This is a genomic window from Roseospira navarrensis (assembly GCF_009601025.1).
GTDB lineage: Bacteria > Pseudomonadota > Alphaproteobacteria > Rhodospirillales > Rhodospirillaceae > Rhodospira > Rhodospira navarrensis.
The window spans coordinates 1-15,757 of record NZ_WIVE01000077.1; the positions used below are offsets into that span (position 1 = coordinate 1).

Consider the following 15,757-nt stretch of genomic DNA (forward strand, 5'->3'; position numbering starts at 1 on the left):
CCCGTGCAATCCTGGCATGCATCGCCGGACTTATCTCGCCCAAACAACCAGCATGCATATCTAACGCAAACTGAGCCAAAAACAAACGGTCGTCCCCGCCGGGCCGGTCGCGATATCGTTCCGGAGTCGAACGGAACAACGGCGAGTGGAGCGACCATGACGGGGCCATGGCGTCACGGTGCGGCGGGCGCGGTGCTGGCGCTGGGCCTGATCGGCGCCGCCGGGCTGAAGGCCCGGGCGGCCGACCCGCCGCAGGCCGATCTGGTCGTGCGGTTCGAGGAGCGTCTGGGGGCCGACCGCTTCTTCATCGAGAACACGGGCACCTGCCTGGCCGTGGTCATGGCGGTGACCATCGACCTGCGCGGCACGGGCGGCGGGCTGGTGTTCGACACGGTCGCGGGCGGCGGCGGCGTCGGCACCGCGTATCCGTTTCTCCCGCTGGAGGGCGCGGACAAACTGGCTGGCGCCGGTGGCGGGTCCGACGGCGGCCACGTGCTGAGCCTGGACCTGACCGGCCTTTCCCAGGGCGAGCGGGTGGTGATCTCCATCGACGTGGACGAGGAACGCCCGGACGGCGGCGGTGGCCTGACCCAGATTTTCGGTCGGCAGTTCGAGAACGGCACCGTGACCGCCACCATTCGCGCCCCGGACGGCGTGGAGCAGACCCACACCGGCCGCTTCGACGGCAACGGCTGGGCGTTTGTCAATCCGCGCACCTGTGCGGTATCGTGACGCCCGCTGAGCGTCCCCGGGGCGCGACACCGGAACAAGGGGCCGTGCCGTGCCGCTCGGGCCGACCGCCGCCGCCATCGGGGTGCCCGATCCCGATCGCCTGTATCCGATCGAGGGCAACCGGGACACCGTGCTGCTGCGCCCGCTGTACGACACCCAACCGCCGCCGGGCGGCGGCGGGCCGGTGGAGATCGGCGCGTGGTCGTACTACAGCGATTTTGATGACCCGCTGCGGTTCTTCATCCGCAATGTCCGCTATCACTTCCCGTTCTCGCGGGCGCGGCTCGTCATCGGCAAATTCTGCGCGCTGGCGCACGGCGCCACGGTCGTGATGGCCGACGCCAACCATGTGCTGGGCGGCGCGAGCACCTTCCCCTTCCCCATCCTGGGCGGCGCCTGGGCCGAGGCCATGCCGCTGGCGGACATGCCGTTTCCCGACCGGGGGGATACGGTGATCGGGCACGACGTCTGGCTGGGCTATGAGTGCCTCGTCATGCCGGGCGTGACCATCGGTCCCGGCGCCGTTGTCGGCGCACGGTCCGTGGTGAGCCGCGACGTGCCGCCCTATGCAGTGGTGGCGGGCAACCCGGCCCGCGTGGTGCGCCGCCGTTTCCCGCCCGACCAGGTGGCGCGGCTGCTCGATCTGGCGTGGTGGGACTGGCCGCCCGAGGCCCTGACCCCGGCCATCCCGGCGCTGGTGGCCGGCGACCTGGAGGCGCTGGCAAAGCTGGCGCCGTGAGCGCGGGCGCGGCCGGAGCCGCACGCCAGCGGGCCAGCCCGACCCAGGGCGGGTCATCCAGCCGCCGTGCCAGTCGGCCAGGGCGACGGGCTCAGGTTAACGGGATCGCTGTTCCAGGTCTTTGCAGAGGTTCGGAGACCTGCGCTCGAGGTCCTTCAGCCGCTTCGCGGCTTCAGGATGACATCCTATAATTTTAGTGTGTCATCCCGAGTGAGCGAAGCGAGACGAGGGATCTCGAGGGGCCTGCTCAGGCGGCGCGGAACAGGCCGTCATGTCAACCTGAACCCGTTGCCGTGCCAGTCGGCTGAGCGCACTTGACATATCATCAACATTGGCCCTAATCTCCCCTCAGGGAAACAGGGGTTCATGATGATCGCCGGAGGCCGGTGCTGCCTCGCTCCCGCGTCCGGGCGTCCGCGATGTCTGTGGGGGTTGGGTGGGCGCTTTGGCTGGGGCCAAGTGGGCGACCGAGTCTCACGCGTCGGCCGATGATGTCAGGCTGGCTCGCCGCGGGCGTTGCGGAAGCCCCGTGATTCTGCTGTCAGAGAAGGCAACCATCCGGAGAGTGGTTGATATCGAATCAAGTTCTTCCCACTTGATAAGGGGGTTCGCAGTCGCGGGTTCAGGAGATGCTATGTCGCATGGTGATGAGACCCGTCGGATACGGGACTTAGCCTGTCACCCTGATGTACGTGTTCGATTTACTGGCCATGCTGAAGCAGAAATGCGCAAGGACGCGGTGTTACGATCGGACGTCCTGACGGCGTTGAAACGTTCTGCTGTGGTTCGTGTAGAGCCGGACTTGCGGGGTGAGAAGTGGAATGTTTGGGGAAATGATAATGACGGCAGAATGATTGAAGTTGTTGTCGTTGCGTATGAAAATAATTTGTTAATTCGTATTGTTACTGTATGGAAGATGTGAAATGGCTATGACGGAAGAATGTTTGGCCTGTGGAGCGCAAGCCCACAGCGAAGTCCTTCCTGAGTTCGAGGACGACTTGTTGGGCATCCCGGTCATTCTGAGGAATGCGGTGACCCGCACCGTCTGTGCTGGCTGTGGGGAGGAAACAACTGAGATCCCCGATCTCGAGAACCTCATTGCAGCCGTTGCTGTGGCCCGCGCACTGTGCCCTGTCCAGCTCAACGGCAGTGACATCCGTTTTCTTCGGAAGGCGACAGGGATGTTAGCCAAGGATTTTGCAACGACCATTGACCTGGATGTGGCCTCGTTTTCTCGCTGGGAGAACGACAAGCAACGTCTTGGCGGGCATTCCGAAAAGCTGCTGAGGCTTTTTGTGTGCGAGCAGTTGCACGAACAAGCCCCCGCAGTGACCTACTCAGCCGCAATGATCCCCCGTTTGCGGCTGACTCCTCGCCAGCATGTCGAGGACCTTCGGATTGTCATGGACCGTGTGCGCGTGAAGACCGCGAAAGATCAATCGGCCACTTTGCGATGGGAGAACGAAGCCAGAGCGGCTTGACTTGAATGGTGTTATACGGGCCGACGGATAAGGTTCATCCTTTTCGCGGGCCGGCCACGGACTTCAATGGTCATCGTTAAATGCCGTCGGTAAGATTCCGTCGGTCCGTTCGCGATTTTGGACTCAAGACGTGGCTTCTCAGGTTGGCCCGTCGATGCGGTCGGGTCGGCGGGGCCTACCCCATCGCCCGCAGGTCCTTGCGCATGATCTTGCCCGTGGTGGTCATGGGCAGCGCCTCCAGGAAGCGGATGCGGCGCGGGTAGGCGTGCGCGGCGTGGTTCGCCTTGGCGAAGGCCTGCAGGGCGCGGGTCAGGCCCTCTTCGCCGCCGTGCTGCTCCAAAGCCCCCGGGGCGGGCACCACGAACGCGGTGACGATCTCGGTCCGTTCCGGATCGGGCATCCCGACCACGGCGACCATGGCGACCGCCGGGTGTTTCATCAGGCAGTCCTCGACCTCGCCCGGCCCGATGCGGTAGCCCGCCGAGGTAATCACGTCATCGTCGCGCCCGACGAACCACAGATAGCCGTCGGCGTCCATGCGCCCGGTGTCGCCGGTCAGCAGCCAGTCGCCGACGAACTTGGCCGCCGTCGCCTCCGGATTGTTCCAGTAGCCCAGGAACATGACCGGGTCCGGTCGCCGCACGGCGATGGAGCCCAACTCGCCCGTCGGCACGGGCTGCCCGCTGTCCGGGTCGATCACCGCCACGGTGTGGCCGGGGATCGGTCGCCCCATGGCCCCCGGCCGGACCGGGAACACCTCGGCGCAATTGCCGACCACCAGATTGCACTCGGTCTGGCCGTAGAACTCGTTGATGGTCAGGCCGAAGGTCTCGCGGCCCCACTCCAGCAGTTCCGCCCCCAGGGTCTCGCCGCCCGACCCGATGGAGCGCAGCCGGGCGCCGAAGCGGCGCGGGTCCTCCACCCGGCGCAGCATCTTCAGCGCGGTGGGCGGCAGGAAGGCGTTGCGCACCCCGTGCCGGGCCATCAGGGCCAGCGCGGCCTCCGGGTCGAACTTGGCCGCCCGCTGGGCCAGCACCGGCACGCCGTGATGCAACGAGGGCAACAGGGCGTCGGCCAGGCCGCCGATCCAGGCCCAGTCCGCCGGGGTCCAGAACAGGTCGCCCGGCTGCGGGAACAGGTTCTGCGGCAACTCCACCCCCGGCAGGTGGCCGAGCAGCACCCGATGCCCGTGCAGGGCCCCCTTGGGCTTTCCGGTGGTGCCCGAGGTGTAGATGATGAGCGCCGGATCATCCGGGCCGGTGTCGGCCGGGGCGTGCCGGTCCGATGCCGCCGCCAGCGCGGCGTCCCACGACACCACGCGCTGGGCCGCATCGCTGGCAGCCGTGGACCCCGCGCCCAGACAGAGCACGGTCCTGAGCGTCGGCAGGTCGGGGAGGAGGTCCGCGATCCGCTCCGCCTGGGCGGCGTCCGTCACCAGGGCGACGGCTCCGGAATCCGCCAGCCGGAAGGACAGCGCGTCCAGCCCGAACAGGGTGAACAGCGGCACCGAGATCGCGCCCAGCCGCCACGTCGCCACATGGGCCACGGCGGTTTCCCATTGCTGGCCCAGCAGCACGGCCACCCGATCGCCCGGCCCGACGCCCCGCGCCGCCAGCGCATTGGCGAGTCGGCTGGAGGCCGCGCGCAGGTCGGCGAAGCTGTAGCGGCGGACCGAACCGTCCGGGCCTTCCTCGATGATCGCGGTCGCCGTTCCGCCGTCCGGCCCCTGGCAATGCCGGTCGCAGACATCCACGCCCATGTTGTAGCGCGCGGGCACGGCCCAGGCGAACCGGGCGGACATCTCGTCATAGGACAGGGCATCAGGACGCATGGGACAGGCCTCCGGAAGCGCCCGGCGGGGCGGAGTCTTCGGTCTCGGTCTTTGTCTCGGTCTCGGGGGCGGCGTCCGGTTCGGCCTCCGGTTCCGCGTTCCTGTCGTCGCGGGGCGCCAGGACCAGCACGATCAGCGGCCCCGGCGCGTCCTCGGCCGCGCTGTCCGCGGGCAGGGTCCCGGTCGTCGCGCCCACGACCACCACTGAGCAGAGCACGGTCCGGTCTACGGTCGCCGCCTTGGCCTCCGCCTTGCCCCCCGCCTTGCCCCCCGCCTTGCCCCCCGCCTTGCCCACGCCGGCGTCGTCCGGCCGCGCCAGGGGCAGCGTCATCGGCTCCGGATCGGCGGGAGTCTCCGGCGCCGTCAGGGCGCGCGCAATCAGGCTCTCGATCCGCTCGGCCTTCGGCTCCGGCATCAGCGCCGACAGCGCGCGGCCCAGCAGGTGGGTCTCCGGTCGGCCGAACAGGCGCGCGGCGGCGGGGTTGGCGTCCTCCACCAGCCGGTCGGCGGTCAGCACCAATACGGCGTCGCGCACCCCCGCGAACACGGCGGCGAGGCGCGTACCCTGTTCCCGGCGGGCGCGGGCGAGGCGGCGGCGCTCGGCGTCCAGGGATTCCAGGCCGTGCGCCACCCAGCCGATCTCGTCGGGCCACAGGTCCCGCTCGCGCAGGTGCAGCGGGGCGCCCTCGCGCGCGGCCTCCGTCGCCCGGCCCAGGCGCCGGGCGCGGGCCACGACCTCGCGCCACAGGAACATGGCGGACAGCAGCGACAGCACCACCCCCAGCCCGCCCAGCAGCCCGGCCCCGCCGCGCCACAGCAGGCGGGCGTGGGCCTGCTCGGCGGCGTGGACGGCGCGGGCCTGCTCCAGGTCGGCGATGATCTGGGCGATCGCCCCGGTGAGCTGGTCCGAGGCCGCCCGCCCCCGGGCAAGCAGGGTGGGCATGGTCTCGGCCAGGGTCAGATGCTGGCGGCGGATGCGGAAGACGCTGTCGGTGGTGCCGCGCCGGCCCGAGATGGTGGCCAGCACCGCCTGCACGGCCTCCATGGTCGGCCGGGCCGCGCGGTCGGCCTCGCGGATCGAGCCGGCGGCGCGGCGCAGCGCCTCTTCCGTGCGCACCTCAAGGTATTCAAGGCCGTTCGGATCGGCGGCGCCGGCGGCGGCCAGCATCATGCCCACCGCCACCTGCGCGTTGCGCGCCCAGGCCCGGACGGCGTTGGCCGCCGCCGTCCCGCTGGGACCGGGGGGGAAGTCCAGGGACTCCACATCCACGACGGTGCCCAGGCCGTCCGGCGCCTCTCCGGTCAACAGGCCGCGCTCCAGCTCCGGCACCAGATCGCCCAGCAGCGCCAGCCGCGTGCGCAGCCGGCTGGACACGTCCGCCAGCCCCATGCGGCGCTGCACCAGCGCATCCAGGCTGTCGAGCGCCTCGGCCATGGCGTCGGCGGCGGCGGTCAGGCGCTCGCGGGTGGCGTTTTCCAGGCGGTTGCGCCCCAGCACCGAGACGCGGCGGGCCAGATCCAGGCGGGCCTCGTCGATGGCGTCCAGCGCGGCCGCGCGGTCGGCCGGGTCCATGGCCGTGGCCAGCACGCCGGCGGTCTCGGCCAGGGAATCGCCCAGGCGGCTGATCGCCAGCATGTCGGAGAACCGGGGCAGCGCATCGTCCAGCAGGGCGCGCCGGTTGCGCTCCGCCCAGTCCTGGTGGATCACCAGGGCGGCCGCCAGCGCCAGGCAGACCAGTGCGATCGTGCCATGGAACAGCGCGAGACGGACGGCGATGCGTGGGTGGGGTGTCACGGCGGGGCGGGTCCGTTCTGTGACCGCGGGGGACCTCGGGGTACGAAAGCGCCCCACTATGCCACCGTTGCCCGCGTTTGACACCCTGTGTGGCGTGGGCCGGTCCGGGCCGCTAGAGTGCCCGCTCACCTGTCCCCGAGACCGCACGAGCTTCGCCGGAAGGGTCCATGACCGCCACCGAGTCCGCGTCCGATCCCGCCGTCACGCCCATGATGGCCCAGTTCCTGGAGGTCAAGGCGGCCCATCCGGACTGCCTCCTGTTCTACCGGATGGGCGATTTCTACGAACTGTTCTTCGACGACGCCGTGGACGCCGCCGGGATCCTGAACATCGCCCTGACCAAGCGCGGCAAGCACCTGGGCGAGGACATCCCCATGTGCGGCGTGCCGGTGCATTCGCACGAAAGCTATCTGGCCAAACTGATCCGCTCGGGGCGCAAGATCGCCATCTGCGAGCAGATGGAGGACCCTGCGGAGGCGAAGAAGCGCGGCGGCAAGGCGGTCGTGAAGCGCGATGTCATCCGCATCGTGACCCCGGGCACCATCACCGAGGACGGCCTGCTGGACCCGCGCGGGCACAACCATCTGGCCTGCGTGGCCGAGGCGGGCGGGGCGCTGTCGCTGGCCTGGGTGGAGATCTCGACCGGCGCGTTCGGCGTGCGCGGGGTGGATGCGCGCGGCCTGGGGGCGGCGCTGGCGGACCTGCTGCCGGGCGAGATCCTGCTGCCCGACCGCCTGCTGGAGCGCCCGGACCTGTTCGAGGTCTGGGGCGAGTGGCGGGCGGCGCTCTCGCCGCTGCCGGCGGCGCGGTTCACCTCGCAGGGCGGCGAAAAGCGCCTGAAGGCGGCGTTCTCGGTGGACGCCCTGGATGCTTTCGGGGCCTTCACGCGGGCCGATCTGGCGGCCGCCGGCGCGCTGGTGGACTACGTGGAAGCCACCCAGAAGGGCCGCCTGCCCCGGCTGGAGCCGCCGCGCAAGCGGGCCGAGGGCGCCAGCCTGGAGATCGATGCCGCCACCCGGCGCAACCTGGAACTGACCCGCACCCTGGCGGGGGAGCGCCGGGGCTCGCTGCTGGCGGTCATCGACCGCACGGTGACCGGCGCGGGGGCGCGCCTGCTGGACCGCTGGCTGTCCGCCCCCCTGACGGATCCCGCCGCCATCGCGGCGCGTCTGGACGCCGTTGCCGCCCTGGTGGACGCCCCGGCGGCGCGCGAGGCGCTGCGCGAACGCCTGCGGCGGGTGCCGGACGTGGAACGCGCGCTGTCGCGCCTGACCCTCGACCGGGGCGGGCCGCGCGATCTGGCCATGCTGAAGGACGCGCTGACGGAGGCGCCGGGTCTGCGCGCCGGGCTCGACGAGGGCCTGGGGGATGCCATGAGGGGGGCCATGGGCGGCGCGCCGGACCTGCTGCGGGGCCTGACCCGCGACCTGGGCGAGCATGGTGCGCTCGTGGACCGGCTGGCCCGCGCCCTGGCCCCGGACCCGCCCCTGCTGGCGCGCGACGGCGGCTTCATCGCGCCCGGTTATCACGCCGGCCTGGACGAACTGCGCACCCTGAAGGACGAGAGCCGCCGACACATCGCCGCCCTGCAGGCCCGGCTGACCGAGGACACCGGCATCGGCGCCCTCAAGATCAAGCACAACAACGTCATCGGCTATTTCATCGAGGTCCCGTCGCGCCACGCCGACCGTCTGATGGCCCCGGACTCGGGCTATATCCACCGCCAGACCATGGCCAACGCCGCGCGCTTCACCACGGTGGACCTGTCGGAGCTGGAGAACAAGCTGCGCGGCGCGGCCGACAAGGCGCTGGCGCTGGAGCAGGAGTTGTTCGCCGATCTGGTGGCGGAGGTCGCGGGGCGGGCCGACGCCATCGCGCTGGCGGCCCGCGCGCTCGCCGGGCTGGACGTGCTGGCGGGACTGGCGGAGCTGGCGGAGGCGCGCCGCTACGTGCGGCCCCGGGTGGACGACTCGACCGCCTTCGCCGTCGCCGGGGGCCGCCACCCGGTGGTCGAGGCCGCGCTGGAGGCCGAACAGGCCGGCGCCTTCGTCGGCAACGCCTGCGACCTGGGCGAGGCCAGCCGGCTGTGGCTGGTCACCGGCCCCAACATGGCGGGCAAGTCCACGTTCCTGCGTCAGAACGCCCTGATCGCCATCCTGGCCCAGACGGGCTCGTTCGTCCCGGCGGAGAGCGCCCACATCGGCGTCGTGGACCGCCTGTTCAGCCGGGTGGGGGCCGCCGACGATCTGGCGCGCGGGCGCTCCACCTTCATGGTGGAGATGGTGGAGACCGCCGCCATCCTGAACCAGGCGTCGGACCGCTCGCTGGTGATCCTGGACGAGATCGGGCGCGGGACGGCGACCTATGACGGGCTCGCCATCGCCTGGGCGACGCTGGAGCACCTGCACGAGGTCTGCCGCTGCCGGGCGCTGTTCGCCACGCATTATCACGAACTGACGGCGCTCGCCGGGGTGCTGGACCGGCTGTCGTGCCACACCATGCGGGTGCGGGAGTGGAACGACGGCATCGTCTTCCTGCACGAGGTCACGGCGGGGGTGGCCGACCGCTCCTACGGCATTCATGTGGCGCGGCTGGCGGGTCTGCCGGACGCCGTGCTGGCCAGGGCCGAGACCGTGCTGAAACGCCTGGAGCAGGGCGCGGAAGGGGCCCCCAGCCCGGCGCAGTTGGTCGAGGACCTGCCGCTGTTCGCCGCCGCCGCCGCGCCGCCCCGCGCGTCCCGCCCCGCGTCCCCGGCGGGGCCCGACCGCGCGCCGCCCGCGCCCGAACCGTCCGCGCTGGAGCAGGCGCTGGCTGCGATCAATCCGGACGACCTGACCCCGCGCGCGGCGCTGGAGGCGCTCTACCGGCTGAAGGACCTGGGACAGGCGGGGTGAGCGCCACGACTGGCGCGCGGGCATTGCCGATCGGAAATATACTTTTGCGTCCCTGAATTGGGTTTGTTCTGAACCCCTGAGTGTCGTAATCTCAGGGCCGAGTGGAGGGAGCATACAGGCACACGGATCGAGAGGTGCCCTGATGACCCTGTGCGACCTCACGGGACCCGGGTTGGTCCGGCCGACAGGCCAGAGACCCCGGCTCCGCCACCGCTGTCATCGACGTCCGGATTTGACGTGGGCCGCCAAGCCGAGGCCCGGCGCATGCCGCCGTGCGTCTGCGCCCTCGCGCCCGGCGTCCGCCGCGCCGTGCGGCTGTCCGAGCACATCGGCTCAATATAAATAAAATATAAGAGAAAGTCTCTGTACCGGATCGGAGGGACGCTCTTGATACTTTAGAATTATTCTGATAAAAGACCCCGAACGCTTGCAACACTGACGTGCGAACGCCGCCGGTCAGAGAAAAGGGATCCGCCATGAGTGCGTTCACCAATATCCGCATCAAGACCAAAATCTCCTTGGGATTCGGGGTGGTTCTGGTCCTGCTCGCCGTTATCTGTACTGTGTCCGTCCTGTATCTGCGCGGCGCGGATGCCAATCTGTCTGAATACCGGCAATTGGCACGACTCGCCAACGATGTCGGCAACGTTCAGGCGGAGATGCTGGAGACCCGGATGGCCGCAAAGGATTTCATCATCCGGGGCTCGGAAGACTTCGCGCCGGCCGTGACATCCGCCGCCGAGCGCGCCATCGAGGCCACCCAGGCGGCGATCGCCCTGGCGGAAAACGAACAGCGGATCGCCCAGTTGCGCGAGATGGAAGATGAACTGACCGGCTACGTCTCGGCGTTCGATCAGGTCGTGCAACAGCAGATCGCCCGCAACCGTCTGTATGCGGAACTTGTGGTGGTCGGTCCCCAGATCGAACAGAACCTGACCAACGTGATGCGCAGCGCCTTCGATGACGACGACGCCGAAGCCGCCTATCTGGCCGGCCTGGTGCTGCGCAACCTGCTGCTCGGGCGCCTGTACACGGCGGTCTATCTCGTCGGCAACGACGAGGCGTCCTATCAGCGGGCGTTGCAGGAAATCGCCGAGATGCAGACCCAGAGCGACACGCTGGAGGCTGCCCTCAACGATCCGGACCGTCTGCGCCTGGCGCGCGAGGCCCGCGACGGCGCGGGCGTGTATGCCGCCGCCTTCGAACAGATCGGCACCGCGATTTCCACCCGCAACGATCTGATCGAAAACACGCTGGATGCGGCCGGCCCGGTCATCGCGCGGCAGGTGCGGGAGCTGAAGCGCAGCATCCAGGCGCGCCAGGACGAGTTGGGCCCGCTGGCCGCCGAACAGGTCCAGACGGCGGTGCTGACGACCATGATCGTGGGCGGCGTGGCGTTGCTGCTGGGTCTCGGGGCCGCCTGGCTGATCGGGTCCGCCATCGCGAGTCCCGTCAAGCGGATGACCTCGGCCATGCTGACCCTGGCCGATGGGGACACCACCGTCGAGGTGCCGGCCCAGGGCCGCAAGGACGAGATCGGCCAGATGTCGGATGCCTTGGTCGTGCTGCGGGCGGGCGCGCAGGAGCGTGACCGGATGCGCGCCGAACAGGCCGCCGCCGAGCAACGGGCGGAGGAAGAGCGGCGCACCGCCCTGCGGTCCATGGCCGACAATGTGGAGTCGTCGTCGCGCTCCGCGCTCGAGTCGGTCCAGACTCTGGCCGACACCATGCACGCCGATTCGCAGCGCCTGAGCGGGGCCTCCCAACAGGTCTCCGAACACGCCTCCACCGTGTCCGCCGCCGCCGAGGAGGCCCAGGCCAACGCCCAGACCGTCGCCTCGGCCGCCGAGGAGCTGAACGCCTCCATCGCCGAGATCGGCCGGCAGGTGGACCAGTCCCGGACTGTGGCCAACAGCGCCGTGGACAAGGCCAACGCCACCCAGGAAGTGGTGGGCCATCTGGGCGAGGTGGGCGAGCGCATCGGCGAGGTGGTCAAGCTGATCGGCGAGATCGCGGATCAGACCAACCTGCTCGCGCTGAACGCCACCATCGAGGCGGCCCGCGCCGGTGATGCGGGCAAGGGCTTCGCCGTGGTCGCCAGCGAGGTGAAGTCCCTGGCCCAGCAGACGGCGCGTTCGACCAACGACATCGCGCAGCGCGTGGGCGAGATCCAGTCGGTCTCGAATGAGGCGGCCGCCGCCATCCAGGCGGTTGCCGAGACCATCCGCGAAATGGACGCCATCACCACGTCGGTTGCGGGATCGGTGGACCAGCAGCGCGGCGCCACCCAGGAGATCGTGCAGTCCATTCAGGAAAGCGCCTCGGCCACCCGCGAGGTGTCCATGCTGATCGGCAAGGTCAACGAGCAGTCGCAGGTGACCATGAGCGCGTCGCGCACCGTGGAGGAGAACGCGAGTTCGCTGTTCGGCGCGGTCTCCGACTACGGCCAGACGGTCACCCGCCTGATCCGCTCCTCGACCAGCGATGTGGACCGCCGCCTGCACGAGCGCTTCGCGGTCGAGGCGGAGGTGATCGCCGATTCCCAGGGCACGCGGGAACAGACCCTGCTTGTGGATGTCTCGCGGGGCGGCGCGCGCATCGAGCCGGTGGACCACATCAAGCGCGGCGATACGCTGACGCTGCATGTGCCCTCGCTCAGCGCCCGCTGGCACGGACGGGCGGTCAATGTCAGCCCGGCCGGCCTGCACGTCCAGTTCGACGAGGAACAGGACATCGACGTCGCGCGCCTGCAGCGCTCGACCCGGATGGCGGCGCAGTAGGGACAGTCGGCGTCCCGCCCGCCATCGGTTCGGCCCCCGTGGAGGTTCGGTTTCCGCGGGGGCCGTTTCGTTTGGTTCATCGCGCGAAAGCGGCGTGCTGCGGTGTCCCTGGACCTTCCGTCGGGTGCAGACCGAACACCCTCCCCTGGCAAGGGGAGGGGTGGGGAGGGGCAAGGGCTCGAAGACGCACCGCGTGCGGGTGCCGCACTTGCCCCCTTCTCACCTCCCCCCTGCCGGGGGGGGAGGCGTCTGAAGCCGGGCGGGAGTTGCCCTCCCGCCCGGACCGATGTCATCCCCATCCTTGGGCGAAACGGTCCGGACGGGGCTGCAAGCCCCGTCCGGCATGCAGAAAACCTGTTCGTGCGACCCATAGATACCGCCCGGCCCATGAAGACGCGTCATGGGTCGGGCGGCCAGGATCACATCATTCCCGGGGCGTCCGGCGCGTCCTTGGCGTGGTACTGCAGGTATTTCAGCACCAGCCGGTTCTGATCCTTGTTGAGCTGCGAGAACCGCTCCATCGCCTTCAACTGACCGATCCACTGGTTGGCCAGGAACTGGTCGGTGTGATGGGCGGGATGGCACACGGCGCAGTCCGCCCGGTACAGCGAGCCCGCGTAGTCCCACACCGGGTCGATGGATCCGGCCAGGTTGTCCTGCGGCACCCAGACCTCCAGAGAGACCGGGAACCAGGTCTGCCCCGTGCCCTCGACCACCTGGGCCTCGCCCTGCTCGACCGCTTCGGCCGCCGGTTTGGTCATGGCCGCCGTCAGGATGCGCTGACCGATGGCCCCGTACATGACGGGATCGGCGCCCTCCTGACGCCAGCCGGAGACGCGGGCCCGCAGCCAGTCTCCGTCCTTGGCCAGGACCTCCAGCCGGGTCGCGGGCAGCAGCTTGCCGGCTGGGCGCTCGCCGTCCTTTTCCATGAAGAACGGCATGGTCTCCAGGGCGTAGGCGGCGGTCTCCAGCTCGGCGTCGGCGCTCTGCTCCTTCAGATCCTGGAAGGCGGCGGCGAAGGCCTGGCGCATGTCCGGCAGGGTGTGGGCAATGCCCTTGTGGCAGTCGATGCAGGTGTTGCCCTCGGCCATGGCCTTTGGGTGCTCTTCCTGGGCGCGTTCCGACTGCTCGCTGATGATCATGGTGTCGAAGTCATGGCACGACCGGCAGGTGCGCGAATCATTCGCCTGCATGCGGTCCCAGACCATCTGCGCCATGTGCAAGCGGCGTTCCTCGTATTTCTCGGGCGTGTCGATGGTGCCCATGTAGTGATGGTAGAGGTCCTTGGTCGCGATGATCTTGGTCATCACGTAGGCGCCCCACGGCTCTTTCGGCACGTGGCAGTCCGTGCAGTTGGCCTGGATGCCGGACTGATTCCGGAAGTGGGCCGTTTCCTTGTACTCGGCGAATGGAATCTCCATCTCGTGGCAGGAGACGCAGTACTCCATGTTGTTGGTCGATTTCATGGCATAGTGGAAGCCACCCCAACCCACGATGCCGGCGGCGATGCCGCCCGCGAAGATGAGGCTCCAGGCCATGCGGCTGGGTCGGCGGACCCACTGCCAGGTTCGTTTCAGCATTGTGCGCTCCCGATCTGCGCGTCTGTGCGTCCCTCAGACAGGGACGGGCGTGAGACGCTGCAGTCTACGGGCCCCGGGTAAACCGGGTATGCACGGACTCTTAAACGCCGTGTGCGATCGTGTTATCCTTCTGTGAACAGTGGCGCTGAAGCGCGCCGGCCGGCCCGCAAGGCCGGCGGCCCCGTGGTCGGTGCGGGCCCTGGTGCCGGAGGAGCCCGTTTCATGTCGGCAAAGCCCGTCGTCCTGGTCATTGCGCCGCAGCGCGCGGCGGACCCGGATCTGTTGGCCCTGTTCCGGTCGGGCGGGATGAGCGTCTCCACCGTGGCCGGCCCGGACGAGGCGCTGCGCCAGCGCAACGGCAGCCATCCTGACCTGATCGTTTTCGATACAGAGATGCCGCCGCCGGGCGGCATGGAGGCCTTCCAGGCGCTGCGGGACGCCTATCACGCCGGCCTGATCGTGCTGTGCCGCAACGCCGACTCCCTGGCCTGCATCCTGGGCCTGGAAATGGGCGCGGATGACGTGGTCGAGCGCAGCCGCGACCCGCGCGAGATTTTCGTTCGCGGCAAGCGCCTGCTCGCGCGCCTGGAGGAGGCGCAGGCCGGGCCGTCATCGCCCCGGATGGTCGCGTTCGCCGGCTGGCACCTGGACACCGGCCGCCACGGCCTGACCGACCCCAATGGACGGCCCGTGCGTCTGACGCGCGGCGAGTTCGCGCTGCTGGCCGCCCTGGCCGCCAGTCCCGGGCAGGTGCTCAGCCGCGATGCCCTGCTGGACCACGTCAGTCACCGCGAGTGGGCGCCCACGGACCGCACCATCGATGTGCTGGTCAACCGTCTGCGCCGCAAGCTGGGCGAGGATCCGCGCGATCCCCGCCTGATCGTCACCGTGCACGGCGTCGGCTACATGCTTCAGGCGTGAGGCGATGCGACGCCGGGTCCGCTTTCCGTCCCCACCCCCGTCCCGATCGATCGGAGATCCCATGGACACGTCTCTTCTTGCTCCCGCTCCCCTGCTGCCCGCCGCCGACCGCGCCGTCCTGCTGGACTGGCTGGCCGGCCTGCTGGCGCGCGAGCCCGCCCCCGAGACCGTCGCCCTGCTGGCCGGGCCGGAGGGCGAGACCGCGCTCGCCGGCCTGGCCGATGTGCCCGGCCTGGGGGCCGAGGCCGTCGCCCTGCGCGCCGCCGCGCGGGCCGTCCGGCAGGCGCACGACACCGACGGGTCGGCCGCGCGCACCCTGGCGGGGCGCTTCGGCACGTTGTTCCTGGGGGCGGGCGGACGCGGGCTCAGGGCGCATCCCCATGCCTCGGTCTATCGGGACGGCGGGCGCACCCATGGCCCGTCGCAGGAGCGCGCCGCGGCCTTTCTGGCGGCGCACGATCTGGGGGTGGCGGAAACCATGCCCGAGCCCGCCGATCACGTGGCGGTGATGCTGGCCGCGCTGGCCGCCCTGGCCGCGCGCGAGGCCGAGGCCGCCGATCCGGACGAGGCGATGGCGGTGGCCGGGGCGCAGCGCGCCTTCGCCACGGACGAACTGATGCCCTGGCTGCCCACCTTCCGCGAGGCGGTCGAGGCGGGCGACCCGTCCGGCTTTTATGCCGCCCTGGCCCGGATGGCCGAACGGGCGGTGGCGGGACTGGCGTCCCCCTGAGAACGCGGAAGCGCCCAGGTGCGTCATCCTGACGGCGCGACGCGACGGCAGGATCTCGGGCACGGGCATGCCGTCGTCGCTGGGTGCTACCGGGGCACTCCCCCTCCCGAGATCCTGCGCCGCCGTTGGCGGCTCAGGATTGTCTGTTTGATTTGTGGCATTGTGGAGATGCCGGGTTGCGGGGCCCCGGGTGGCCACCCGGGGCCCCGCACCGGATCGTGTGATCGTCTCAGGATGGGGTCTTTGCCCGTTGTCATCGTGATCCGCGATCCGG

General features: G+C 69.9%; 11 protein-coding genes. 8 read left to right on the forward strand and 3 right to left on the reverse strand.

The features are described from left to right. Positions 1-156: 156 nt before the first annotated feature. The 4 genes from GHC57_RS16850 to GHC57_RS16865 all read left to right on the forward strand — a co-directional run bounded on the left by GHC57_RS16850 (position 157) and on the right by GHC57_RS16865 (position 2,952). Positions 157-732 (forward strand): hypothetical protein, encoded by a 576-nt coding sequence (locus GHC57_RS16850; protein WP_153346395.1) that lies wholly within the window; start codon positions 157-159, stop codon positions 730-732. Between the two features lie 49 nt (positions 733-781). Further along, positions 782-1,471 (forward strand): CatB-related O-acetyltransferase, encoded by a 690-nt coding sequence (locus GHC57_RS20350; protein WP_343031202.1) that lies wholly within the window; start codon positions 782-784, stop codon positions 1,469-1,471. A 529-nt stretch (positions 1,472-2,000) separates the two neighbouring features. Beyond that, a complete protein-coding gene (locus GHC57_RS16860; protein ID WP_153346397.1) occupies positions 2,001-2,393 on the forward strand; it encodes a DUF4258 domain-containing protein in 393 nt (130 codons plus the stop codon). A 1-nt stretch (position 2,394) separates the two neighbouring features. After that, positions 2,395-2,952 (forward strand): hypothetical protein, encoded by a 558-nt coding sequence (locus GHC57_RS16865; protein ID WP_153346399.1) that lies wholly within the window; start codon positions 2,395-2,397, stop codon positions 2,950-2,952. 175 nt (positions 2,953-3,127) lie between these two features. Here the strand turns inward: GHC57_RS16865 and GHC57_RS16870 are convergent, their stop codons facing one another. After that, complete coding sequence (locus GHC57_RS16870; protein ID WP_153346401.1) at positions 3,128-4,783, reverse strand: acyl-CoA synthetase; 1,656 nt, start codon at positions 4,781-4,783, stop codon at positions 3,128-3,130. Next, positions 4,773-6,578 (reverse strand): PAS domain-containing protein, encoded by a 1,806-nt coding sequence (locus GHC57_RS20490; RefSeq protein ID WP_153346403.1) that lies wholly within the window; start codon positions 6,576-6,578, stop codon positions 4,773-4,775. Before GHC57_RS20490 ends, GHC57_RS16870 begins: the two co-directional genes overlap by 11 nt. A 167-nt stretch (positions 6,579-6,745) precedes the next feature. On the opposite strand from GHC57_RS20490, the gene mutS reads away from it, so the two are divergent. After that, on the forward strand, positions 6,746-9,472 hold the full coding sequence (gene mutS, locus GHC57_RS16880; RefSeq protein ID WP_246152432.1) for a DNA mismatch repair protein MutS: 2,727 nt from the start codon (positions 6,746-6,748) through the stop codon (positions 9,470-9,472). A gap of 476 nt (positions 9,473-9,948) precedes the next feature. Beyond that, positions 9,949-12,252 (forward strand): methyl-accepting chemotaxis protein, encoded by a 2,304-nt coding sequence (locus GHC57_RS16885; protein ID WP_153346406.1) that lies wholly within the window; start codon positions 9,949-9,951, stop codon positions 12,250-12,252. A gap of 419 nt (positions 12,253-12,671) precedes the next feature. On the opposite strand, the gene GHC57_RS16890 is transcribed toward GHC57_RS16885, so the two are convergent. Beyond that, a complete protein-coding gene (locus GHC57_RS16890) occupies positions 12,672-13,832 on the reverse strand; it encodes a NapC/NirT family cytochrome c (RefSeq protein WP_153346408.1) in 1,161 nt (386 codons plus the stop codon). Positions 13,833-14,054: 222 nt separating this feature from the next. Here GHC57_RS16890 and GHC57_RS16895 point away from each other — a divergent pair, with 222 nt between their 5' ends. Continuing rightward, complete coding sequence (locus GHC57_RS16895; protein ID WP_153346410.1) at positions 14,055-14,753, forward strand: winged helix-turn-helix domain-containing protein; 699 nt, start codon at positions 14,055-14,057, stop codon at positions 14,751-14,753. A 61-nt stretch (positions 14,754-14,814) separates the two neighbouring features. Continuing rightward, on the forward strand, positions 14,815-15,483 hold the full coding sequence (locus GHC57_RS16900; RefSeq protein ID WP_170294938.1) for a TorD/DmsD family molecular chaperone: 669 nt from the start codon (positions 14,815-14,817) through the stop codon (positions 15,481-15,483). Positions 15,484-15,757 lie beyond the last annotated feature (274 nt).